Here is a 24852-nt window from a genome sequence, read left to right on the forward strand (position 1 = left end):
CATTATACAGAAAATATTATTCTTGTCTTTTTGTGCTTTATGAAAAATTGAATTAAGGCGTTGTATTTGATGTAATTCTCTACAAGTTAACGAAACTATTGCCTTAACAACAAAAATAACTTTTTAACAGATTACAATTCGTTAATTTGTAAGTCGGGATATCCGTAATATACAACAACGCCGGTAAAAACCGGCGTTGTTCATGTAATAGGCAATTAACATTGCTTCTTAAACATTCTCTAATCTATTTTTCTGCTTTTGCTATTTCTTCTTTACGCAGTTCTTTACGAAGAATTTTACCTACATTCGATTTCGGTAATTCATCACGAAATTCGATAATTTTCGGCACCTTATAGGCGGTCAGATAGCGGCGGCAGTGTGTTTTAAGTTCATCCTCAGTTAAACTAGGATCTTTACGAACAACAAAGATTTTAACAGTTTCACCTGAGTTTTCGCTCGGAACACCGATTGCCGCTGACTCCAATACTTTGGGGTGTGATGAAACAACATCTTCCACTTCATTCGGATAGACATTGAAACCGGAAACCAGAATCATATCTTTTTTCCGATCAACAATATGCAGGAAGCCTTTTTCATCCAGATTGGCAATATCCCCTGTTGCCAGCCAGCCATCTTTTAATACCTCAGCTGTTGCATCAGGGCGATTCCAGTAACCTTTCATTACCTGAGGCCCACGAACCCACATTTCACCAGCCTCTCCCATAGGAACCTCATTCCCACTGTCATCCATCAGCCTAATATCTGTTGAAGGAATCGGGAAACCAATGCTGCCACTATGATGATCCAGATTATATGGGTTGGCAGACACTAAAGGTGCACACTCAGTCAGGCCATATCCTTCGAGTAAATGGCAACCTGTCAGTTTTTGCCACTTATCCGCAACCGCGCTCTGCACTGCCATACCACCACCGACAGCCAGACGTAATGCAGAAAAATCCAGTTTCTGGAATTCCGCATTATTCATCCAGGCATTAAATAACGTATTAACACCAGACAGTGCGGTAAATTTATAACGGGAAAGCTCTTTAACTGTTGAGTTCACATCCCGCGGATTGGTAATCAATAAGTTCCGGCCACCCAATTCAGTGAACAGCAGGCAATTTATAGTAAGAGCAAAAATATGGTATAGCGGCAATGCCGTGACAACCAGTTCTTGTTTGGGACGTAACAACGATGAATAACTGGCTTTAACCTGCTCAAGGTTCGCTAACATATTCCGGTGGGTCAGCACGGCGCCTTTTGCCACACCTGTTGTACCGCCGGTATATTGCAGAAATGCCAAATCTTCGTTATTTACCTCTGGTTTGACATACTGCATGCGATAACCCTTGTGGATAACGCTGCGAAATGAAATTGCATCCGGCAAGTGATATTTCGGAACAAGCCGTTTAATATATTTTACGACGAAATCTACAAGAGTCCCTTTTGGACGGGATAACTGGTCACCCATGCGAGTCAAAATGACATGTTTGACCGGGGTATTGAAAACTATTTTTTCTAAGGTATGAGCAAAATTAGAGACAATGACTATAGCCGAAGTACCACTGTCAGTCAGTTGGTGCTCCAATTCTCGCGGGGTATACAGTGGGTTTACATTAACGACAATCATTCCCGCACGCAGAATACCAAAAAGGGCAATGGGATATTGCAGCAGATTCGGCATCATTAATGCCACCCGATCGCCTTTTTTAAGCCCCAATCCATTTTGTAAATAAGCAGCAAAAGCGCGACTACGCTCTTCCAGTTTGCGGAAAGTGAGAACCTCACCCATATTAATAAATGCGACCTGATCAGCATAGTTCGCCACGGCATTTTCAAACATTTCAATCAATGATGAATAACGATCGGGATCGATTTCTGCCGGAACATCCGCCGGATAATGTTTTAGCCAGACTTTTTCCAAGTTGAGTACTCCTGAAATCTAATTGCTGTGTAACCATTGACCATGAAACAAAAACCAGACCTGTGTATTTAACAAATTATTAACTCAGCGTACCAGTTTGAAAAGGAACATTGTTCAGGTTGGCGATACACATCACTAATTTAATACTTCATTATCGCTGCTAAAAAATAAGGCAGCTTATGCCGCCTGTATGTTTTTATTATTTATCAAATAGTTAATACCAAAACTAGTATTTAGATGTATAATTCACTAATTATACACTGATTTAGCTATTTTTGCCGAAAACCCATATCATTATTCCAAATAGTTATAAACAATGTAAACCAATGCCCGATAATTATTAAGGGTTATTCGCATGTTCCTGTTTAATATTTAAACAAAATAATGCGTTAACTACTCTCCCTAAGATGGGCTCCCTTGCCACCGCCACGTATTCTGAAATCCATTGTGTACACATCTTGACCTAATAAACGCTTCGGTATTGTTTATCTTGTATTGATAATTTTTTCACTATATTAGGACAAGGTCATTTTATTCATTGATCGTCCATCTGCAATCAGGTGGGTATTTTGTCATTAGCAATAAAACTTACATGTACGAGTCGATAGAAATGAAGGTATTTTAATGAACGAACAAAAAACAATTCTTTTTTCATGCTTTTTACTCGTTGTTGGTTTAATGGCTGTTGATTTTTTTAATCCTTCACTACCTTTTATTTTAAAAGAACTCAATACTTCACAAGAAAGCATCAAAAATTTAATTGTAGTTTATATGGCAATACTGGGTATTTCTCAGTTTTTTTATGGCAGCATCAGTGATTACTATGGCAGAAAGCCTGCTGTTGTTATCGGGTTTGCCATTTCTATTATTGGGCTGTTCTTATCAGGCTATAGTGAAAAAATCAGTTACCTCTATTTGTCCAGAATAATCACAGCATTTGGTGCTGCTAGTTTTACTGTTATCTCAAGGGCTATTATCGTTGATGTCTTTCAGGAAAATATAAAATTAAAAAAAGCATTTTCTTATTTTTCAATGTCCAGCCAGCTATCTCCGGCTCTTGCCCCTGTCTTTGGAGGATGGCTACAAATGAAATATAACTGGCATATATCCTTTTTTACACTGGCTGTTATTTATTTTTTTGGTTTAATTATTACCTTACTCATAATGGATGAAACGAGGAAAAAGGAACCAAAACTATCAGCGTTCCTGACACCATATATTCAATTGGCAAAAAATATACAATTTATTGCATTCAGCATTGCATCATCACTCATCTTTTCTTATACAATAGGCTATTACTCCACCTCTCCTTATATTTTCCATAAACTTGGTTACAGCCCGATAGAAAACAGCCTATTCTTCATTATTTATTCTGCTGGAATTATTTTAGGATCATGGTTGTTAGGAAGGCAATTTATAAGAATAACGTCTAAAAAACTCTATTTACTATCACTCATATTTTATAGCTTTATCCTTATTTTTTTTTCATTACAAAACTTAGAAACACCCATTAATATTATGATATTCTCTTTTTTATTAGCCACTGTATCAGGTGTTACTGCACCTTTATCATTGATTTTGTGCATGGAGAATGTAACCAAGAACAAAGGTGCTGCCAGTGCTTTACAGGGTGCATTAAAAATGAGTTTCACCGGCGTATTTATGATGTGTTTTGATTTATTTCATATAACTGAGTTTCATCAATTAATTAATATTTTCATGATTTTCACTATCCTTTTGTTTGTAATATATTTTTCTTTACGACTCCAGTCTTGTAATAATAAAATTTAGTACTTATTTAAAATGGCCCCATATTTGTTACAAATATGAGACCACCTTTATCACTCGGCTGGATGTTTCTCAGTCAAGATAGTTTCAACAGGCGCAGACTGAATTTCTGGACGTTCTATCCATTCATTAAAATAGGGATCACCATAATAACCCCACATATTTCCTACTGAAGGTGGTAATGAAATACGTCTTATTTCATGCCAGCGTTTAAAACCATTAACATTCATCACAACATAGTTATATGGGCTATCCCCGACTTTTCCTTTTTCTATTCCCGTAATCAAGCCGACAACAGTCACATAATGGTTCTTGAAATCGGTGGGTTCCAGAAAAGAATTCACGTAAGCATAAAGCCGGCCGAGTGAAGGGGAACCAATAAGAGGAGCAGCATTACTTGCCAGTGGCATTGTTGAAATTTCTAACCGTGTCCGTCCTTTTTCATTTAAGACGCTTAGGACTTTTCCACCAAAGCGCCCTTCATGCCCAACATATAAATCGGGTTTGTTTTTGACACTAATCAGGTTTTCCTCCGGGTGTTTAGTCGCTCCTTTTATTGAGTCCGGAACTGATGCACAACCGATGAGTGCCATTGCCCCCATAAATACAATAGATTGCAATATGACCCGACAGTATGTTCCATTGAGCATAATAAATACCTCCCATGCAGGAAAAATCAGAGAATGCGACTTCTTCGTCTTTCAGATTGCCTCTTCTTTGGCTAAGATTCAACCTGAAAGACGGTGGGTATAGCCAGTCCTGTTTTTATGGATATCAATATTTCATGGACACCAGTTTCCGCTACAAGTTGCATTAAATTTATGCAACTTTCTCCCCTAAAGTTACCTGAACAATTTTAACGGCCCGGTAATTTTTTCCATGTGACTTCATTACGTAGATAAACGGGTTCTGCCAGCTCAACTGCGGTTGCCTCCCCCTCTTTCCACATCTGAACGGCTAACGGCAGCATGTCTTCTGCATGAGGTAACGCCATATCTCCCGGAATTAAAGTTAAGTGGCTTTCCAGTAATTGAGGATAAGCTTCCCATCCCGTTCCAGCTATTGCCCATTCCCCTGTTAAATTAGACATAATGGCCTGTACCTGCTCAGGTTTTAACACAGATTCAGTTTCATCCCCCGACCATATACCCTGTTCATCACGGGTATACTGTGCCCAATAAACCTCTCCCATACGGGCATCAATGGCAACCAAGACATTCGATATATTTTTAAGACGGAATACTCCCTGAGCCATTGTTTTCAGGGAAGAAACACCTATCATTGGCAGATCAGCTCCTAAGGCCAGCCCCTGAGCAATCCCCACTCCAATACGCACACCAGTAAAACTACCCGGCCCTCTGCCAAACGCCAGTGCATCCAATTGTTGTAACTTTATACCACCTTTGGACAATATCGCCTCCACCATAGGTAGAATGCGTTTAGTATGTTCCCGTGGGGAAATTTCAAACTGCGCCTCGATGAGACCATCATTCCAAAGTGCAACAGAACATGCTTCAGTTGCAGTATCAATAGCTAAAATCCGTGTGGACATGCCTTAACTCCGGCAAGAATAGAATTCGAAATAAGGGGGCTATGCTATCATACCCCCAGAGATTTTACTTCGACTGTGATTGACGGGATTTAAGAAATTCCACCGCTTTCGACAGATCCCGAGTACGGGGAGATGGAGGCAGACTGTTGAGAAAGACTTCACCATAAGGGCGCATGACTAATCGATTATCACAAATAACTACCACGCCATAATCATCAACATCACGAATCAAACGCCCGACTCCCTGTTTCAGGCTAAGTACGGCATCAGGCAGCTGAACTTCACTGAAAGCATCTCCCCCTTTATGCTGACAGTCTTCGATTCTCGCTTTAAGTAGCGGATCATCCGGCGCCGTAAAGGGTAATTTATCGATAATGACACAGGATAGTGCATCACCTCGCACATCCACGCCTTCCCAAAAACTTCCGGTAGCCACCAGCAGAGCATTACCTGCTGCGAGAAATTGTGACAATAATTTTCCCTTACTGGTTTCGCCCTGTACCAATACAGGTAATGTCATACTTGCACGGAATTCCTCAGCCAAACTGCGCATCATTTGATGGGAAGTACACAGGAAAAAACAGCGCCCTTTATTACTTTCGATCAGTGGTTTCAACATACCTGCTAACCATTTCGCCCCACCATTCTGATTAGGTAGTGGTAAATGACGCGGAACACACAACAACATTTGGCGCTGATAATCAAACGGGCTGGGAAGGAGCAAAGTTTGAGCCTGTTTTAGCCCCAGACGCGCGGTGAAATGTTCGAGTTGTTCGTTAACTGACAACGTTGCTGATGTGAAAACCCAACAACCGGATTGTTCACGGATCATTTCACTGAATTTATCAGAGACAGACAGAGGCGTTAAAGCCAGCAAAAAGTGCCGCCCATAACTTTCAAACCAGTAGCTATAATCAGGCACAGTAACATCAATCAGTCTTTTAAGACGGTTACGATAGATTGTAGCCCGTTCAAAAGCTGCATCCAGCATTGCTGAACGCCCCAGTGACAGTTTCATAACGTCATAACAAAGTTCCAGTGCATCATCCAGCCGCACCAATGCCCGCTTAATATGTTGCTGCTGCAAAATTTCACGGAGATTACCACGATAACTGTTTTCTCCGAGTTCTAAACGAAAATCTTGCGTACTCTGGCTCAGACGATCCGCACTTTTCTGTAACTGAGCCTGATCCCTGACTTCCGTGCGGTAAGCCATGATGATATCCCGGGATAAATCCAGTAATTGTCGGCTGCTTAACTGCTGCCCAAAATACTGGCTGGCGATATCAGGAATTTGGTGCGCCTCATCAAAAATCATCACTTCCGCCTGCGGAATTAATTCGCCAAATCCGGTATCTTTGACAACCGCATCCGCCATAAACAGATGATGATTGACGATGACAATATCTGCTTCCATCGCCCTACGGCGGGCTTTCAATACAAAACACTCCTGATAATTCGGGCAGTCACGACCAAGGCAGTTATCATTAGTGCTTGTTACCAACGGCCAGACAGTGCTGTCTTCCGCAATTTTATGGCAGGTACTGATATCACCATCTTCAGTTTGTGACGACCAATTTTTCAGCGTAATTATTTCTGAGAGTGTTTCTGGCTCAAGTTGAGAGCCACCGATTGATTGCTGTTCAAGGCGCTCAAGGCATAAATAATTTGAACGTCCTTTTAGCAGTGCCAGACGACCGGAAAATGCCAGCGAATCAGTAATAGCAGGCAAATCCCGGCTATAGAGTTGATCCTGTAACGCCTTTGAACCCGTGGAAATAATCACTTTCTTGCCCGACCGCAATGCAGGCACCAGATAGGCAAAAGTTTTCCCCGTTCCTGTCCCTGCTTCTACCACTAACTGTTGCTTATTTTGAATTGCCGCAGTAATCGCAGAAGACATTTCCCGTTGTGCATCGCGGGGTTTAAAGCCCTGTATGGTTTTGGCAAGTATGCCATTCTCTGCAAAATCGTCTGACACAGATCGTCTCTTTTAATAGAATAAGATTGATTTAAAAATCACAATATAAACATAGAAATTAAGATCAGGATAATTCATTTCACCTAAAAATGCCGCTAGTCTGCAGATGCACAGCGCAAAATGACAGTATGTATTAGCAGCTCTCTTTTATCACTCAGGGAATGGATAAATATTAACTTTAATCCCAGACATTTCTCGCAAACATTACGTCCTGATATATCCCAATAATAAAGAGCTTGCAGACGGAACTGGACAACAGGTTATGACATCACAATAATGAACATCCCCTATCAGGATAAAATGTGCTACGGGTTTATTTCCATAGACCTTTTACAGGGGGCAATAACCCGCCAATTCAGGATCAAAATTGTACCAATCGACAGGAAATTAAATGACTATTAAACGCATTGACCCAGATACCCGTTGGTCAGAAGCTGTTATCCACAACGACACAATTTATTATACCAGTGTGCCAGAAAATCTGGATGGTGATATCACAGCGCAGACCGCCAGTACACTGTCTGACATTGATGCTATGTTGCAACGTTTGGGTTCAAACAAAAGTAAAATCATTGATGCAACAATTTTTCTGGCTGATAAAGCCGATTTTGCAGGCATGAATGCCGCTTGGGATGACTGGGTTGTTGCAGGCCATGCTCCTGTACGTTGCACTGTTCAGGCTGGGCTGATGCATCCAAAATACAAAGTGGAAATCAAAATTATTGCAGCTTGTTAAGCTCTAATATTGTTCTAATACTGAAATAAAATTTATGGCATTGAAAATTGTTAATTTATTCAATGCCATTTTAGCAGTCAGGTTTAAGCTGAATTTATGCCATTTTGATCATAACCATACCGATCAACAATAACACAATTCCTCCCCATCCCTTAAAATTCAGACGCTGGTTAAACATAATCCAGCCCGCTGCAACTGTGGCAATAATTCCGAATGCTCCCCAAAGCGCATATGCAATGGAAAGCTCAATACCTTTTACCGCTTGTGCCAGTGCGCTGAATGCACCTAAAACAGCCACCAGCGATAAAATACCAATCCAGAAGCGCTCGAATCCATTGGATAGTTTCAACAAAATATTTGCCACAATTTCTAAACAAACAGCCAGAATCAGAAAAGCGATATGCCACCATTCAAAATGCGCCAGCATATTATGCCTCCTTCTCTTTCATCTGGAGTTTTGGTGCTTTTTTTGCACCGGCTTTGATAAGTGCAATACCCATTATTAGCAGTGACAACCCACCTACTTTCATCGGTGACAATGATTCATCAAACCACAACACACTAAACGCTGTAATAAACAGGATACCGATCCCTTCCCACAAAGCATAAGCAACACCCAAAGCAACTTTTTTAACTGCTATTGCTAATAAAATATAAGACGTTGTGATCATGAAATACATCACAAACATACCGGTGAAATCACCTGAAATACTGGCTTGCTTCATGGACAGCGTACCAATAACCTCTGTCACAATCGCCAGTGCAAGAAATATCCAATAAATCATTTTTCTCTCCCAAACATACCGAATAGGCATGCCAAAACATCAAACTATTCATGCCAATAACATCACCTAAAAATGCGATATCAAAAGAAGCCTGATATTTTGGCACATAATTAGTTGACTAATAATTGGCTAAAAAGTCGCTAGAATTTTCCGGAACAAACCGGTTAATAGGAGAAAAAAGAAGCTAAAGTGCGCCGCACCAGTAGTGTTCGCTGGATAAAATAGCTGAGAGGAATAAGACGTGGGTATTGCTTTGAATTTTGGTACTACGTTGGATTTTTACGCTTTTGGCGCTATTCATGATGTTTTATTCTTTCATCACACGGAAATCACTGTGTAATATACTACGAACCCTCATATTAGTGGTGTAACTGATTGCGCTCTATTTTTAGCATATTCAAACAATAAACACAATTAATGAAATCACTTAACTCATTTGAGTTAGCTTAAACAATATATGGATAGTGCAAGCAGGATCTGACCGCTAACGCGGCCAGATTTAATAACATTTAGTTATTCAAATTCATTCCATGAGCGCCCATCTCGGGTGATCATCGCAATAGAGGCAACCGGTCCCCAGGTTCCTGCCTGATAAGGTTTTGGAGGTTCGTTATCCGCCGCCCATGCTTCCATAATGGAATCAACCCATTTCCAGGCTTCTTCCACTTCATCCCGACGGACGAACAGTGCCTGAATACCGCGCATTGCTTCCAGCAATAATCGCTCATAAGCATCAGCAAGGTGGGTTTGATTGAATGTTTCAGAGAAGCTCAAATCAAGTTTTGTTGTCTGTAAACGGTGCTTGTGCTCCAGCCCCGGAGCTTTATTCAGCACTTCAATATCAATACCTTCATCCGGTTGCAAACGGATAGTCAACTTATTTTGAGGTAACTGCTGATAGGAGGAGCCAGCAAACAGATTTAACGCTGGCTCTTTAAAATAAACCACAACCTCAGAGCATTTCGCCGGTAAGCGTTTACCCGTTCTCAGGTAGAAAGGCACACCCGACCAACGCCAGTCATCAATATCGACACGAACCGAAACAAAAGATTCCGTTTTGCTGGCCTTGTTTGCCCCTTCTTCTTCCAGATAACCCGGAACCTTTTTACCATGAACAAATCCGGCGGTATATTGCCCGCGAACTGTTTTTTCCCGTACATTAGTATGGTCAATCCGGCGTAATGAACGAAGCACTTTAACTTTTTCATCACGAATACGATCTGCCGACAAATCAGACGGAGGTGACATAGCAATCATGGTCAGGATTTGCAGCAAATGATTCTGGATCATATCCCGCATCTGACCGGCCTGATCGAAATACCCCCAGCGCCCTTCGATACCAACCTCTTCAGCAACTGTAATTTGCACATGATCTATCGTGCGATGATCCCAGTTATTAACAAACAAAGAGTTAGCAAAACGTAACGCCAGCAGGTTCAGTACGGTTTCTTTACCCAGATAATGGTCGATACGGTAAATTTGGTTTTCACTGAAATATTTTGCTACTTCATCATTGATAGCACGAGAAGAGGCAAGATCTGTACCCAATGGTTTTTCCATCACGACACGATTGGGTTCTTTATTCAATCCCGCAACACCCAACCCATGGCAGACAGAGCCAAAGGTGTTTGGAGGCATAGCAAAGTAATGAATGGCAGGTAATTTATCCTGATTGAGAATTTTCGCCAGTCGGGAGAAATGTTCCGTCTCGTTGACATCCAGATTACAGAATTCCAGACGCGAACTGAGTTTCTTCCATAATTCCGGGTCCAGTTTTTCGGACATAAATGTTGTTAATGCTTCTTCAACCAACTTTGTATAGGCTTTTTTATCCCAGTCAGCACGACCAACCCCGATAATACGGGTATCCGGATGGATATAACCCGCTTTCTCCAGCTGATAAAGGGAAGGCATTAATTTCCGGCGTGCTAAGTCTCCTTTTGCCCCAAAAATCACCAAATCACAAGCCTGAGCTGTAGACGTCACCGCCATTTTGCATCTCCTCAATTACGGGATATTGTAATTTTTTTACAGAAATTGCAGGTAATGTACTCTTTTGGTTATATGCAGTAAATACTTCATTCCTCGATCATGATGGCCTGCATGAATCTTACTACCTGACTCATTGTGTATAAATTTTTACATTTCATCTTGTATTATGAATGATATTTGCAGCGAAAAGTGGTAATCAGGTGAAAATTTACTACGAATAAGAAGTAATCTTACCAAGTTGAAAGTTAGATGTTTGTCATATTTTCATGAAAAATATCAAGTTATTGACTTTTACCTCTGCCAGCTTTCAATAACAAGTAGTATATTTTCACGAAAATTACATAGATTTCCCCTGTTAATGAAATCGTTAAAACCGAGGTTTAACTGCGTCTTATGAACACACTGGAACGGCTCCAAAATAGCCTTGATGTTTTGAGTAAGTCTGAGAAAAAGGTTGCGCAGGTCATTCTCGATTCACCCAATACTGCCATTCATTCAAGTATCGCTACTCTGGCAAAAATGGCGAATGTCAGTGAACCTACGGTTAATCGTTTTTGCCGTCGCCTGAATACCAAAGGCTTTCCTGATTTTAAACTGCATTTGGCACAAAGTCTGGCGAATGGCACTCCTTATGTAAATCGCAATGTGGAAGAAAGTGACAGCGTCACCTCTTATACCAATAAAATTTTTGAATCGGTGATGGCTAATCTGGAAACAGTCAAGAGTAATCTGGATATCACAACCATTAACCGTGCTGTTGACCTTCTGACACAGGCAAGGAAACTCTCTTTTTTTGGTCTGGGCGCTTCTGCTGCTGTCGCACACGATGCCATGAACAAATTTTTCCGCTTTAACATTCCCGTCAGCTATTTTGATGATGTCGTTATGCAGCGAATGAGCTGCATCAACAGTACTGAAGGTGATGTTGTCGTGCTGATCTCTCATACAGGACGGACTAAAAATCTGGTGGAACTGGCCAGACTGGCCCGTGAAAATGACGCAACAGTTATTGCCATTACCTCAACGGGTTCCCTGCTGGCACAGGAAGCCACTCTCTCTATTCTGCTGGATGTTCCCGAAGATACTGATATTTATATGCCAATGGTTTCCCGGATTGCTCAGCTTACCATCATTGATGTGCTGGCAACGGGTTTTACATTGCGCAGAGGTTCAAAATTCAGAGATAACTTGAAGAAAGTCAAGGAAGCATTACGCAATTCGCGGTTTGATAAGCACGACTAAAGCATAAAAATAGACTGTGTTTTTGTTCACTATTTATCAACTCTCCAGCCTGATAGCATAATGGAAAGTTTATCCCCGTCAATATTATGCATATTACACATATTGCGGGGTTGATAATCAAAAAAGTTGTATGGTTATCTCACGGTAATCAAGCATCCATACTTTACAGGTCAACGGAGTAATACATGTCCAGACGGCTCAGAAGAACTAAAATCGTCACTACACTTGGTCCCGCTACAGATCGTGACAACAATTTAGAGAAAGTGATCAATGCGGGAGCCAATGTTGTCCGCCTTAATTTTTCTCATGGTACCGCAGAAGATCATATCCTGCGCGCAAATAAAGTACGGGAAATCGCAGCCAGGCTGGGTTGCCATGTCGCTATCCTTGGTGATCTACAAGGCCCTAAAATACGTATATCGACGTTTAAAGAAGGGAAAATATTCCTCAATATCGGGGATAAATTCCTGCTTGATGCCAACTTAGGCAAAGGAGAAGGCGATAAAGAAAAAGTCGGAATTGATTACAAAGGACTGCCATCAGATGTTACAACCGGCAATATTCTGTTGCTGGATGATGGACGAGTTCAATTGAAAGTACTTGATGTGCAGGGCATGAAAGTATTTACAGAAGTGACTGTAGGCGGCCCGCTTTCCAATAACAAAGGTATTAATAAACAGGGTGGCGGCTTATCTGCCGAAGCACTGACAGAAAAAGACAAAGAAGACATTATCACTGCCGCAAAAATCGGCGTTGATTATCTCGCGGTATCTTTCCCCCGCTCTGGTGAAGATCTGAATTATGCCCGCCGGCTGGCACGGGACGCTGGTTGTGAAACACAAATTGTAGCCAAAGTAGAACGTGCTGAAGCGGTCAGCAGTGATGAGATTATCGATGAAATTATTCTGGCATCTGATGTAGTCATGGTAGCACGTGGCGATTTGGGTGTTGAAATCGGCGACCCTGAATTAGTTGGAGTTCAGAAAAAACTTATTCGTCGTGCCCGTCAACTGAATCGTGTCGTAATCACAGCGACTCAAATGATGGAATCGATGATTACCAACCCAATGCCAACACGGGCGGAAGTGATGGATGTTGCCAATGCCGTCCTTGATGGTACTGATGCGGTTATGCTATCTGCGGAAACAGCGGCGGGTCAATATCCAGCGGAAACTGTTGCGGCAATGGCTCAAGTCTGCCTGGGTGCAGAAAAAATGCCGGGGATCAATGCATCCAAGCATCGGATGGATATCACATTTGACAGCATTGAAGAAGCTATCTCAATGTCTGCCATGTATGCAGCCAATCATCTGAAAGGGGTCAAAGCCATTATCGCCATGACCGAATCAGGTCGTACAGCACGTATGATGTCACGTATCAGCTCCGGTCTGCCTATTTTCTCTATGTCACGCCATGAATCAACACTGAACCGTACCGCATTATACCGTGGTGTCACACCGGTTTATTGTAGCAGCCACATTGATGGTATTGCCGCGGCGAGTGAAGCAGTCAGCCGTCTGCGTGACAGAGGTTACTTAGCCTCTGGCGATTTGGTGCTGGTCACTCAGGGGGATCAGATGGGAACTATCGGCAGTACCAATACTTGCCGAGTGCTTGAAGTCGAATAACGCAAATACTTATTCTGCGCGATCTCAAAAACGCGCAGAATAACAAAATAATATTAATTCTGTTCAGCGACTAATATCGCCTGTGTATCCGGTTCCAGTGCTTTAAATATATGCTCCTGATCTGCCGGATAACAGATGTAATCGCCTTCACTTAATTCTTCCGGGGCTTCTGTTAGCCCCACCAAAGCTCGTCCTTTCGTGACAATAATATGTTCTACCGAACCGGCTGGATGCGGATCTGAAAGGCGATCTGCTCCCGGCTGAGTCATCAGCAAATAGATATCGCGACGGGCGCCCGGTGGACAGGTTGCCAATAAAGTTGCCTGATAGTTTGCCTGTTCAGCCGTGACTTTAGTTCCTTCACCACGTCGAATCACTTGCGTTTTATTACTTTGAGGTTCCAGCAAACGGGCAAAAGGAATATTTAATGCCACACACAATGCCCAAAGCGTTTCAAGACTGGGATTCCCATTCCCTGCTTCCAGCTGTGAAAGTGTAGATTTGGCAATACCTGCGCGCCGCGCTACTTCCGTCAGTGAAAGACCGCTTCGTGCACGTTCACGAACTAAACTCTTCGCAATTATGCTGATTGGCTGTGTCATTATTGTTGCTCCATTGTTCATTATAATGAACAAAATGTTCATCTTGACCTACATTTTAATAATGTTCATTATAATGTAATTTTGTTCGATATGGGTAAACGTATATGTTCACACACCATTTTTCCTGTTTGTCAGGAGAGATAAAAAAAGCAATATTTCTGGTTTATCTGGCTGTCGGCGTTGTTGGCGTTTCTTACGGATCGCTCGCCATTGCTTATGGCTTTCCATTATGGCTTCCTCTTGTGTTATCCACATTCGTGCTGGCAGGCGCATCTGAGTTTATGTTTATCGGTATTATTGCCAGTGGTGGTAATCCACTTGCTGCGGCAGCGGCGGGTTTATTGGTAAATGCGCGTCATTTACCTTTTGGTGTAGCGGTACGCGAATTAGTCGGAAAAGGTACAGCAAAGTTTTTCGGCTGCCATATTATGAACGATGAGAGTGTGGTATTCGGCATGTCACAGTCGACTCCCGAACAACGTAAGGCCGCATACTGGTTTTGTGGTATCGGAGTCGCTCTATTCTGGCCCTTAGGTGTTCTTATTGGCGGTACAGTTGGCAAATTTATTCCTGCACCAGAAACGATTGGTCTAGATGCAGTCTTTCCAACCATATTACTGGCAATGGTGATCCCTGCATTCAAGAATAAAACATCTCTTATTCGTGCTTCCAGCGGAGCAGCACTTTCACTTTCCGTTGTACCTTTTATACCCGTGGGTTTACCTGTTCTGCTGTCGTTATTGGGCTTATTCGCGAGGAAAAAATAATGGCTGATTACTCTCTGATTATTATTGGTATTGCAATACTATCGCTGGGCACTTATTTAATGCGTTTCGGTGGAGCAAAGCTGGGTAATAAGTTAGCTTTATCTGAGCGTTCTCAGGCACTACTTTCTGATGCAGCAACCACATTGTTGTTCGCTGTAGCACTGGCTGCAACCGTCTACGAAGGTGAACATTTTGCAGGTATGGCGCGTGTATTGGGTGTTGTTATCGCGGTATTTCTGGCCTGGAGAAAAGTGCCGTTAATTGTGGTAATTCTATCGGCGGCGTTCATAACAGCATTACTGCGCTATGCAGGAATAAACTAAAAAGCGCTTAAATTTACAGAATAATCTTTACTCGATAATAATCAGGGGCGGCTTCTACCCCTGATTGTTATACACTTCGTCTTTCAAGTTGCCTCTTTGTTGGCTGCGCTCGTTCACCCCAGTCACATCGTTATCTATGCTCCCGGGGATTCATTCCCTTGCCGCCGCGACACATCTTGAAATCCATTGTGTATATTAAATCAAATATCTTTCCTTTTATAAGGCTCGATATCACCCTCTTTACGGGTTTTAAGCAGTTTCAATATCCAAGTATATTGCTCAGGATTAGGCTTCACCAATTCTTCCAACTCCTGATTCATACGGCGGGCGATATAAGCATCATCCTGCCCTGCTATATCGTCCATCGGTGGACGAATATAAATATCCAGTTGATGCGTTTCACAGTTATAAACCGGGAACAAAGGAACAATTGCCGCTTTACACACTTTCATCAGGCGTCCGACAGCAGGCAGCGTAGCTTTATAAGTTGCAAAAAAATCGACAAACTCACTGTGTTCTTCGCCATGATCCTGATCCGGAAGATAATATCCCCAATACCCCTGACGCACAGATGCAATAAAAGGCTTTATCCCCGCATCACGGGAATGTAAGCGTCCGCCAAAATAGCAACGCGCCTTGTTCCATAAATAATCAGCCACCGGATTACTCTGGTGATGAAACATGCCTGATATTGGTTGACCCCGAGCAGCCAGTAACATGGCCGGAATATCGATAGCCCAGCCATGTGGGATCATAAAAATTACATTTTTGCCCTGTTCTTTTAAAGCCTGAGTGATTTCCTCTCCATGCCACTGAGTACGTTGGAGTGTAGGCTCCACACCTCTCAGGCAAAGCTCGGCAAGCATAACAAAAGATTGTGGCGCTGTTGCGAACATTTTGTCGATTAATATTTCATGCTGTTGTTCTGATAATTCAGGAAAACAATACAACAGATTAATCTTCGCTCTTCGCCGGGCACTTTTTGCTTTACGACCAGCAAAAACGCCTATTTTAGCCAGCAAAGGGTCACGCCATTTAGCGGGGATATAAGCCAAACCTGCCAATATTCCAACACCAGCCCAAATTCCCCAATAACGAGGGTGCAAATAGGATAAATGAAACGTTGGGATATAACCCAGTTTGCTATCTGTATCTTTTTCTTTATTCATGAGCTAACTCTGCTGGCTCCAACATAAACTTCCAAATCATTTGTTTTCAATCTGTTGTCAACAAATATAACATAAAAGATAAAAGCGGATGATACCAATCATCCGCTTTTATGTGTTAACAATCTGGATTTTTAATTTAGTGATAGTTGCGGTTTAAGCTCCTTAACCATCGCAATATATTCCGAACGATCTTTACCACTTAATCCGCCGGAACGAGGTAATTTTGCAGTCAATGGATTCACCGGCTGCTGATTATCCCAGAATTCAAAATGCAAATGAGGACCAGTTGTGCGGCCGGTGTTACCCGACAAACCAATACGTTCGCCACGTTTCACTTTTTGGCCCGGTTTTACCAATAGCTTTCTTAAGTGCATATACCGGGTTGTGTACTGACGACCATGCCGGATAGCAATGAAATTACCTGCTGCACCATCAAATTTAGCAACAATAACTTCGCCATCACCAACAGCCAGAACAGGTGTTCCTACAGGCATGGCAAAATCAACGCCTCTATGAGCTGTCACTCTTCCCGTGACAGGATTTAAACGACGCGGATTAAAAGGAGAAGAGACCCGGAATTGTTTTGTTGTTGGGAAACGTAAAAAACCACGCTCCAAACCAGACGCATTACTATCGTAAAAACGACCATCATCAGCCCGGAATGCATAATAGTCGTTACCACCACTTCGTAAGCGAACACCCAATAGCTGGCTCTGTTCACTTTTTCCACCAAGCATTTCGCGGGACAGTAATACAGAAAACTGATCACCTTTTCGCAGCTTGCGGAAATCAATCTGCCATTGAAGTGCTTTAGTCACATCCCTTGCTTCGCTGCTGGTTAACCCTGCGGCTAAAGCACTTCCGGTAAAGTTACCATTCACAGCGCCTTTTATGACACTGTTTACCCACTCACCTTTCTGAAACTCTTTTGTTTCTTTGAAGATATCACCTTCACGAGTATAAACCCGTGTCTCACGACGCGACATTCCCCATGTTAACGTTTTCAGACTACCGTTTTCATCGACAGTCCATGATAATGACTGACCAATATTCAGGCCACGCAGTGCCTTATTCTGATTCGCCAATAAAGCAATATCGGACGAATCAATACCAAACTGATTTAAAATAGAACTTAAGGTATCACCACTGGAAACAACATATTTATGAGGAACATTTACAGCTGGTTCCGATTCATTTTCCTCATCTCTGATCCCTTCATCAGAGAACTGCTCATTACTATCACCAATCGTGTCATCTGTTGCATCAGGGATAGTGCTGGGAGCTGTGATGGTGATACTCCCGGATCTTTCCATTCTTTCTTCTTGTTCGTGATAAACAACCGGACGCCACACAGCCACAGCTAAAGTGACCAACGTCAAAGAACCAAGCATGATTTTGTGTGGTCTAGGCAGGTTGTTATATACCAGAACGATAGTTTTAACCATCTGCTGCACTATTTATAATTCCTTATTATATTAATTCAGGCAGCTCGAGTATTGTTCTGACAACTGAGTTATAAATTTCATATAACTGTCTTTATTCAATACAATGCCGCTTCCCAATGGGTCAAGTGTTCCAATACGTACATCAGTACCTTTTGCAACGGCATGAATGACGGCTGGCCTGAATTGAGGCTCAGCAAAAATACACTTCGCTTTTTGCTCAACCAATTGTGTTCGTATGTTATGTAATCTCTGCGCACCGGGTTGTATTTCAGGGTTCACAGTAAAAACACCCAACGGTGTCAACTTATAATGTTTTTCAAAGTAGCCATAAGCGTCATGAAAAACGAAATACCCCTTCCCTAACGCGGGTTTTAGCATATCTGTAATATTCTTGTCAGTTTGTACAAGCTGTCCATTGAATTTACGTAGGTTTACTTCTAATTGTTGCTTATGTTGAGGATATCGCTCGACAAGACGGGTATATATCGCCTGAGCCGCCTTCTGTGCAATGTTTGGTGACAACCAAATATGCATATTATATTGGCCATGGTGATGATGTTCGTGATCTGTTTCATGTTTATGCTGATTCGATTCATCTGAATCATGGTTATCTTCGCTATTTTTCAGTAATAAAGGTTTGATGGTAGGTAAATTAGCCAATTCCAGTTGTTTATTTTGTGCAATTTTCTCTATTGGCTTCGCTAAAAATGTTTCCATATCCGGGCCAATCCAGACAACCAAATCCGCCTGATCAAGTTTGCGGATATCCGAAGGCCTTAAAGCGTAATCATGTGGAGAGGCGCCATCAGGCAAAAGTACCTGCGTCTCTGTTACACCATCAGCAATAGCTGCAGCAATAAAGCCCAGAGGACGAATAGATGTGACAACATCCGCCTGTGCAGAATAATTAATACCCGCGGTCAGCACAGAAATCAGAGCTGCCTGACGAAAAAATGTATGCGCGTATCTGTGTGGTTTGTGTAACATATTATGAATATCCCATGCATAGAATCTAAAAATGTTATATTATAACATTCCAATGATTCTGCAAGACACTTTTAACATGCCTGTTATGTAACATGCCAATTATGATCACCCTGAAAAACATTACGGTTAAGTTTGGTAGCCGCACGGTATTAAACAATATTTCTTTCAGCCTTACACAAGGTAAGATCCTGACGTTAATCGGCCCAAATGGAGCCGGTAAATCAACGTTAGTACGCATTGTTCTAGGATTAATTCGTCCTACTTCCGGTGTCATTGAGCACAACCAAACACTAAGGATAGGATACGTTCCACAAAAATTAAATCTTGACCCTACTCTTCCTTTGACTGTTAAACGTTTCATGATGCTTAAACCGGGGGTTAAATCAACCGATATCACCCCTGTTTTAGAACGAGTCAAAGCTGCTCATTTATTGCAGCAACCCATGCAAAAACTATCAGGAGGAGAAACTCAACGAGTTTTGCTCGCCAGAGCATTACTCAATCATCCTCAACTGCTGGTTCTCGATGAACCGACACAAGGTGTGGATGTGAATGGTCAATTAGCACTTTATGATTTAATTAATCAAATCAGAACAGAACTAAATTGCGCTGTCCTTATGGTATCGCATGACCTGCACTTGGTGATGGCGAAAACAGACGAGGTTTTATGCCTTAATCAACACATTTGCTGCTCAGGTACCCCAGAAGTGGTATCCATGCATCCGGAATTTATTGCCATGTTTGGTCACCGCGGTGCCGAACAGCTGGCAGTTTATCGCCACCATCATAATCATCATCACGATTTAAGAGGGAAAATTATTTTGAAAAAGGGTGGAGAGCCTCGCCAATGATCGAACTACTATTTCCGGGCTGGCTAGCCGGAGTTTTATTGGCGATTGCCGCAGGGCCTCTTGGCTCTTTTGTTGTCTGGCGCAGAATGTCCTATTTTGGCGATACACTGGCCCATGCTTCACTGCTTGGTGTGGCATTCGGCTTCCTGTTAGATGTGAATCCGTTTTATGCGGTGATTGCAGTGACACTGATACTGGCTGTTATTCTGGTATGGCTGGAAAAACGACCACAATTAGCCGTTGATACATTACTGGGCATTATGGCTCATAGTGCATTATCACTGGGTTTAGTGGTTGTCAGCTTTATGAGCGGCATCCGCGTTGATCTGATGGCTTATTTGTTCGGTGACCTACTTTCTGTAACGTATGAAGACCTCTGGCTGATTACGGCAGGCGTTGTTATTGTGGCAGGGTTACTGGCATGGCAATGGCGCGCTTTACTGTCGATGACCGTCAGTCAGGATCTGGCTTTCGTTGATGGAGTTAATATTCAGCGGTTACGTGTATTGTTGATGCTGGTCACTGCACTGACTATCGGGCTGGCAATGAAATTCGTCGGAGCGTTGATAATCACTTCCTTACTTATTATCCCGGCAGCTACTGCTCGTCGTTTTGCTCGCACACCTGAACAGATGGCAATTTGTGCAATTGGTATAGGTATGTTTTCCGTTACCGGCGGATTGACTTTATCCGCGTTTTATAATACACCAGCAGGGCCTTCTGTTGTGCTTTGTGCTGCGGTATTATTTGCTTTAAGTTTAACTTGTAAGGCAAAAAGTTAATTTTTTAATCAAATAAATAGTTGGGTCATAATTTAAATAATTATGGCCCTTTTATTTAAATCAACATTAAATTTACTCGCCAAGTGAATTTCAAGACTAATCAACATCAATAACTTCATTCCTTACCAATATAATTTTTCACTATAAAAAACAATGTCTTTTATAAATTCAATTATGACAACATATTATCTTCATCTAGAGATATGAGCAACTCGCCAATATTTTTTAACCGTTCTGACTCATATTCCAGTTTAATTAAGTCAACAATTTTCGTGATGCTTCTTTCTGCAAAATAATACATGCTATCGTGTCTTGGGCCTGCATGATCCATTGGTACATTATTAACTCTTCAGCACACAGTCACGCAGCGAACTTATCGTAATATGGAGTTCCTGCTGACGACTCTGCCAATCTTCTTCATTCCCACTCAAATAAGCCTTCCGCGCATCAGCCAAGACTGTGGATTGTATAACGGGAAGACGTGCCGCCGCCCAGTCAGCAGCGATATTCTTAGGAACAAACTCTCCGGTAACTAACGTTCTCCACATACGCGCCAGCGTTAACAAAACATTACGTTCATCTCCCTGTAAGGTTTCAATTAACCCCGGCAGAACATCTTTAATAGCCCGACGAATCTCTGACTTTGGAATAACTGGAATTAGATCACTTACGGGTGGGCCAATCAGAGGGAGCGCTTCCTGTCGTGACTGAGCCAACACTAAAGTTAGTTCCGGATCACAAACAGATTTAAGCATTTTTCCTTCTTCATATTGATGACGTAGCCATTCGCCATACATGAACTCACTTCGGGCTGGATAATTCGATGCTCTCAGATCAGTGCACAGGAAAACAATCAGTTCAACCGGACGACGTCCATCAGGATCAGAAGGATATCGGCCCGATATCAGCATTAAATCAGTAGCAAGACATTCCCGGATTTCAGACGTCAGCGGTTCATTAGTGACTACCAGTAAATCTACGTCACTGTTTGGGCGAAGACCTCCTGCCACAGCCGATCCATGAAGGTAAACAGCCACCAGCGATCCCGCTAATCTATTCTGGAGGATTAACAATGCATTATCTGCTTCAGGAGGAGTAGTCATTAATGTAATTTTTACTCGTTTTCTTTGCTCAAACCAAAATGCCGGTAAGCATGGTTAGTTGCTATTCGGCCCCGAGGTGTACGCTGGATAAAACCCTGCTGTATCAGAAAAGGCTCCAGAACATCTTCTATGGTTTCCCGCTCTTCACCAATAGCTGCGGCGATGTTATCCAAACCAACCGGGCCGCCCATAAATTTATCGATAATGGCAACCAGTAATTTGCGGTCAAGATAATCAAAACCCGCTGAATCCACATTCAGCATATCAAGGGCTTTAGCGGCGATATCATTGTCAACTGAACCATCGCCTTTTACCTGAGCAAAGTCACGTACCCGCCGCAGCAAACGGTTTGTGATACGCGGAGTTCCACGGGAACGCATGGCAATTTGCCTTGCTCCATCGTCTGAAATCTCCAACCCCATATAACGGGCACTACGGGAAACGATACTTTGCAGATCATCGACGTTATAAAACTCAAGGCGCTGGACGATACCAAATCGATCACGCAAAGGAGAAGTTAAAGAGCCTGCGCGGGTTGTAGCGCCGACTAATGTAAACGGAGGCAAATCAATCTTGATTGAACGGGCAGCCGGCCCTTCGCCAATCATGATATCCAACTGATAGTCTTCCATCGCCGGATAAAGAATTTCTTCTACAACCGGAGATAAACGGTGGATTTCGTCAATAAACAGAACGTCATGGGGTTCAAGGTTCGTCAGCATCGCAGCGAGATCACCCGCTTTTTCCAATACTGGTCCTGAAGTTGTACGCAGATTCACACCCATTTCGTTGGCAACGATATTCGCCAGCGTAGTTTTACCCAATCCTGGAGGGCCAAAAATCAGCAAGTGATCTAACGCATCCCCCCTCTGCCGTGCAGCCTGAATAAAAATCTCCATTTGCTCACAGACATGGGGCTGACCAACATACTCAGATAAGAATTTTGGCCTGATAGCGCGATCAACCGCCTCATCATCTTGCAGAATTTCTGCTGAAACCAGACGATCAGCTTCAATCATCACTTAACTCCTGCAATTACAGAGCCGCACGAAGCGCTTCTCGGATAAGGGTTTCACAATCTGCACCCGGTTTAGCCACTTTGCTGACCATCCGGCTTGCTTCCTGTGGTTTATATCCCAGTGAAACCAGAGCTGCCGCAGCTTCTGCTTCAATATCAGCATCGGAATTAGCCGGTTGTGTTGCTGCTGGCAAATTAATATCGCTATTTTGATTGAACAGATCGCCATTAAGCCCTTTAAAACGATCTTTCATTTCTACGACTAATCTTTCCGCTGTTTTTTTACCAACTCCCGGTAATTTAACCAGAGAAGAAATAGCCTCCTGCTCAATAGCAGTAACAAATTGCTGAGCGGACATACCAGAAAGGATCGCCAGTGCCAGTTTTGGCCCGACGCCATTGACTTTAATCAGTTCACGGAAAAGAGCACGCTCTTGCTTATCATTAAACCCATATAGGAGTTGAGCATCTTCCCGTACAATGAACTGAGTGAATAATATGGCTTCCTGACCAATTTCAGGTAGTTCATAGAAGCAGGTCATTGGCATATGAACTTCATAACCTACACCATTCGTTTCTAACAAAACCAGTGGTGGCTGTTTTTCCAATACAGTTCCTCTCAAACGCCCTATCACTACTTACCCCCTGAAAATAAAAATAAATGATTCGATAAAGCTTATAGCATAAAAAAAGCTGGATGCATATCCAGCCAAAACAATTGAAAGGTTATTTCAAACGCCCTCGCGCTAAATTTAACCTCGCATTGCCCATACGGAGTAAATTCTGGCTCATATGACAATGTGTAATCGCAATCGCTAAAGCATCTGCTGCATCAGCCTGTGGATTGGCTGATAATTTCAGCATTGAACGAACCATATGCTGAACCTGACTTTTATCTGCTGCGCCGGTGCCCACAACCGTTTGTTTCACCTGACGTGCTGCATACTCAAATACAGGAATGGATTCATTAACTGCCGCAACAATAGCGACACCACGCGCCTGCCCAAGTTTTAAGGCTGAATCTGCATTTTTCGCCATAAAAACTTGCTCTATTGCGAAAACATCAGGTTGGAATTGAGTGATTATTTCAGCAACACCTGCATAGATTCGCTGTAAACGACCGGGAAGATCATCAACTTTTGTCCGGATACAACCGCTGCCAAGATAAATAAGCTGTCGTCCCTGCTGGCGGATAACACCATACCCTGTCACTCTGGAACCAGGGTCTATACCAAGAATAACCGCCATGCTGTTTATTCACCTGTTGTATGGAATAAAAACTATGGAATAAAAAAATCCGGAATAAGAATGCATGAAATAAAAACGTTAGAGAAAGTGCCCTGACATGAGGTGCACTTTCTCTACGCTGTGAACCCTAATGTTAATTACAGCAAGGCTGCAACTTCATCAGAAATTTCACCATTGTGATAAACTTCTTGAACGTCGTCAGAGTCTTCAAGCATATCAATCAGACGAAGTAATTTAGGTGCAGTTTCTGCGTCCAGTTCTGCTTTCGTCGATGGGATCATGGAAACTTCGGCAGAATCAGCCTTGAAACCCGCTGCATCCAGCGCATCTTTAACCTCACCAAAACTCTCTGGTGTAGTATAGACATCAATCGCACCATCATCATAAGTTTCAACATCATCAGCGCCTGCTTCCAAAGCCGCTTCCATCACAGCATCTTCATCCAGACCCGGCGCATAGGAAATAACACCCTTTTTGGTGAACAGATAAGCAACAGAACCATCCGTACCCAAATTACCGCCTGTTTTGGTGAATGCGTGACGAACATCGGAAACTGTACGGTTACGGTTATCACTCAGGCACTCAACCATAACGGCTGTGCCACCCGGGCCATAACCTTCATAAATGATGGTTTCCATGTTATCTGACTCGTCATTACCCACACCACGGGCAATAGCACGGTTTAAGGTATCACGAGTCATGTTATTGGACAGCGCCTTGTCAATCGCTGCGCGAAGACGTGGGTTAGAATCAGGATCACCGCCACCCAAACGTGCCGCAGTGACTAACTCACGGATAATTTTAGTGAAAATTTTACCGCGTTTTGCATCCTGCGCCGCTTTACGGTGCTTCGTATTGGCCCACTTACTATGACCTGCCATGAAAATATCTCCGATAAAACGTCTGTGCCCTTCATCATTCAGTTTACC

24 protein-coding genes are annotated in these 24852 nt (G+C 42.6%); 8 read left to right on the forward strand and 16 right to left on the reverse strand.

Translation table 11 applies throughout. The features are described from left to right. Positions 1 to 244: 244 nt before the first annotated feature. Positions 245 to 1924 carry a long-chain-fatty-acid--CoA ligase FadD gene (gene fadD / locus AACS90_RS03855; protein WP_099121771.1) on the reverse strand — a complete coding sequence of 560 codons (1680 nt, stop codon included), beginning with the start codon at positions 1922 to 1924 and terminating at the stop codon, positions 245 to 247. Between the two features lie 624 nt (positions 1925 to 2548). Here fadD and AACS90_RS03860 point away from each other — a divergent pair. Continuing rightward, a complete protein-coding gene (locus tag AACS90_RS03860; RefSeq protein ID WP_099121772.1) occupies positions 2549 to 3715 on the forward strand; it encodes an MFS transporter in 1167 nt (388 codons plus the stop codon). Between the two features lie 50 nt (positions 3716 to 3765). On the opposite strand, the gene AACS90_RS03865 is transcribed toward AACS90_RS03860, so the two are convergent. The 3 genes from AACS90_RS03865 to AACS90_RS03875 all read right to left on the reverse strand — a co-directional run bounded on the left by AACS90_RS03865 (position 3766) and on the right by AACS90_RS03875 (position 7245). After that, positions 3766 to 4362, reverse strand: coding sequence for a Slp family lipoprotein (locus AACS90_RS03865; protein ID WP_099121773.1), 597 nt, complete (start codon positions 4360 to 4362; stop codon positions 3766 to 3768). A 206-nt stretch (positions 4363 to 4568) separates the two neighbouring features. Beyond that, positions 4569 to 5264 (reverse strand): tRNA (adenosine(37)-N6)-threonylcarbamoyltransferase complex dimerization subunit type 1 TsaB, encoded by a 696-nt coding sequence (gene tsaB / locus AACS90_RS03870; RefSeq protein ID WP_099121774.1) that lies wholly within the window; start codon positions 5262 to 5264, stop codon positions 4569 to 4571. Positions 5265 to 5328: 64 nt separating this feature from the next. Continuing rightward, positions 5329 to 7245, reverse strand: coding sequence for an ATP-dependent DNA helicase (locus AACS90_RS03875; RefSeq protein WP_099121775.1), 1917 nt, complete (start codon positions 7243 to 7245; stop codon positions 5329 to 5331). Between the two features lie 391 nt (positions 7246 to 7636). Between AACS90_RS03875 and AACS90_RS03880 the strand changes: the two genes are divergently transcribed. Then, on the forward strand, positions 7637 to 7981 hold the full coding sequence (locus tag AACS90_RS03880; RefSeq protein ID WP_099121776.1) for a RidA family protein: 345 nt from the start codon (positions 7637 to 7639) through the stop codon (positions 7979 to 7981). A 94-nt stretch (positions 7982 to 8075) separates the two neighbouring features. Here AACS90_RS03880 and mdtI read toward each other — a convergent pair whose 3' ends face one another. The 3 genes from mdtI to zwf form a co-directional block, all read right to left on the reverse strand. Further along, positions 8076 to 8408, reverse strand: a complete 333-nt coding sequence (gene mdtI, locus AACS90_RS03885) for a multidrug/spermidine efflux SMR transporter subunit MdtI (protein ID WP_099121777.1) — start codon at positions 8406 to 8408, stop codon at positions 8076 to 8078. 1 nt (position 8409) lies between these two features. Continuing rightward, positions 8410 to 8766, reverse strand: a complete 357-nt coding sequence (mdtJ, locus tag AACS90_RS03890) for a multidrug/spermidine efflux SMR transporter subunit MdtJ (RefSeq protein ID WP_099121778.1) — start codon at positions 8764 to 8766, stop codon at positions 8410 to 8412. Between the two features lie 513 nt (positions 8767 to 9279). Then, positions 9280 to 10758, reverse strand: coding sequence for a glucose-6-phosphate dehydrogenase (gene zwf, locus AACS90_RS03895; RefSeq protein ID WP_099121779.1), 1479 nt, complete (start codon positions 10756 to 10758; stop codon positions 9280 to 9282). 393 nt (positions 10759 to 11151) lie between these two features. Between zwf and AACS90_RS03900 the strand changes: the two genes are divergently transcribed. Both AACS90_RS03900 and pyk read left to right on the forward strand, forming a co-directional pair. After that, entirely contained in the window at positions 11152 to 12000 is an 849-nt protein-coding gene (locus tag AACS90_RS03900) for a MurR/RpiR family transcriptional regulator (RefSeq protein ID WP_099121780.1), read from the forward strand. A gap of 185 nt (positions 12001 to 12185) precedes the next feature. Next, positions 12186 to 13628, forward strand: coding sequence for a pyruvate kinase (pyk, locus tag AACS90_RS03905; protein ID WP_099121781.1), 1443 nt, complete (start codon positions 12186 to 12188; stop codon positions 13626 to 13628). 53 nt (positions 13629 to 13681) lie between these two features. Here the strand turns inward: pyk and AACS90_RS03910 are convergent, their stop codons facing one another. Continuing rightward, positions 13682 to 14230: a helix-turn-helix domain-containing protein gene (locus AACS90_RS03910; protein WP_099121782.1), complete on the reverse strand. Its 549-nt coding sequence runs from the start codon at positions 14228 to 14230 to the stop codon at positions 13682 to 13684. Positions 14231 to 14334: 104 nt separating this feature from the next. Between AACS90_RS03910 and AACS90_RS03915 the strand changes: the two genes are divergently transcribed. Together AACS90_RS03915 and AACS90_RS03920 are read left to right on the forward strand one after the other, a co-directional pair. Then, entirely contained in the window at positions 14335 to 14997 is a 663-nt protein-coding gene (locus AACS90_RS03915; RefSeq protein ID WP_099121783.1) for an AzlC family ABC transporter permease, read from the forward strand. Next, positions 14997 to 15320 carry an AzlD domain-containing protein gene (locus tag AACS90_RS03920; RefSeq protein ID WP_099121784.1) on the forward strand — a complete coding sequence of 108 codons (324 nt, stop codon included), beginning with the start codon at positions 14997 to 14999 and terminating at the stop codon, positions 15318 to 15320. Before AACS90_RS03915 ends, AACS90_RS03920 begins: the two co-directional genes overlap by 1 nt. Before the next feature lie 200 nt (positions 15321 to 15520). Here the strand turns inward: AACS90_RS03920 and lpxM are convergent, their stop codons facing one another. From lpxM to znuA, 3 genes are all read right to left on the reverse strand, one after another. Further along, positions 15521 to 16489: a lauroyl-Kdo(2)-lipid IV(A) myristoyltransferase gene (gene lpxM / locus AACS90_RS03925; protein WP_099121785.1), complete on the reverse strand. Its 969-nt coding sequence runs from the start codon at positions 16487 to 16489 to the stop codon at positions 15521 to 15523. Positions 16490 to 16620: 131 nt separating this feature from the next. Next, positions 16621 to 17943 carry a murein DD-endopeptidase MepM gene (gene mepM / locus AACS90_RS03930; protein ID WP_099121786.1) on the reverse strand — a complete coding sequence of 441 codons (1323 nt, stop codon included), beginning with the start codon at positions 17941 to 17943 and terminating at the stop codon, positions 16621 to 16623. Positions 17944 to 17964: 21 nt separating this feature from the next. Further along, positions 17965 to 18921, reverse strand: coding sequence for a zinc ABC transporter substrate-binding protein ZnuA (znuA, locus tag AACS90_RS03935; protein WP_099121787.1), 957 nt, complete (start codon positions 18919 to 18921; stop codon positions 17965 to 17967). 92 nt (positions 18922 to 19013) lie between these two features. Between znuA and znuC the strand changes: the two genes are divergently transcribed. Both znuC and znuB read left to right on the forward strand, forming a co-directional pair. Next, positions 19014 to 19772, forward strand: coding sequence for a zinc ABC transporter ATP-binding protein ZnuC (znuC, locus tag AACS90_RS03940; protein WP_099121788.1), 759 nt, complete (start codon positions 19014 to 19016; stop codon positions 19770 to 19772). After that, positions 19769 to 20554 (forward strand): zinc ABC transporter permease subunit ZnuB, encoded by a 786-nt coding sequence (gene znuB, locus AACS90_RS03945; RefSeq protein WP_099110164.1) that lies wholly within the window; start codon positions 19769 to 19771, stop codon positions 20552 to 20554. Before znuC ends, znuB begins: the two co-directional genes overlap by 4 nt. A 341-nt stretch (positions 20555 to 20895) precedes the next feature. Here the strand turns inward: znuB and AACS90_RS03950 are convergent, their stop codons facing one another. The 5 genes from AACS90_RS03950 to AACS90_RS03970 all read right to left on the reverse strand — a co-directional run bounded on the left by AACS90_RS03950 (position 20896) and on the right by AACS90_RS03970 (position 24804). Continuing rightward, positions 20896 to 21657: an aminoglycoside adenylyltransferase family protein gene (locus tag AACS90_RS03950; RefSeq protein ID WP_099121789.1), complete on the reverse strand. Its 762-nt coding sequence runs from the start codon at positions 21655 to 21657 to the stop codon at positions 20896 to 20898. Positions 21658 to 21668: 11 nt separating this feature from the next. Further along, a complete protein-coding gene (gene ruvB, locus AACS90_RS03955; RefSeq protein WP_099121790.1) occupies positions 21669 to 22676 on the reverse strand; it encodes a Holliday junction branch migration DNA helicase RuvB in 1008 nt (335 codons plus the stop codon). A 16-nt stretch (positions 22677 to 22692) separates the two neighbouring features. Further along, positions 22693 to 23310, reverse strand: a complete 618-nt coding sequence (gene ruvA, locus AACS90_RS03960; RefSeq protein ID WP_099110167.1) for a Holliday junction branch migration protein RuvA — start codon at positions 23308 to 23310, stop codon at positions 22693 to 22695. Between the two features lie 91 nt (positions 23311 to 23401). Further along, a complete protein-coding gene (gene ruvC, locus AACS90_RS03965; protein ID WP_099121791.1) occupies positions 23402 to 23923 on the reverse strand; it encodes a crossover junction endodeoxyribonuclease RuvC in 522 nt (173 codons plus the stop codon). Between the two features lie 137 nt (positions 23924 to 24060). Next, positions 24061 to 24804, reverse strand: a complete 744-nt coding sequence (locus AACS90_RS03970; protein ID WP_099110169.1) for a YebC/PmpR family DNA-binding transcriptional regulator — start codon at positions 24802 to 24804, stop codon at positions 24061 to 24063. Positions 24805 to 24852: the final 48 nt, after the last annotated feature.

Origin of the sequence: Xenorhabdus sp. KK7.4, from assembly GCF_963876465.1 — a bacterium.
Classification (GTDB): domain Bacteria; phylum Pseudomonadota; class Gammaproteobacteria; order Enterobacterales; family Enterobacteriaceae; genus Xenorhabdus; species Xenorhabdus stockiae.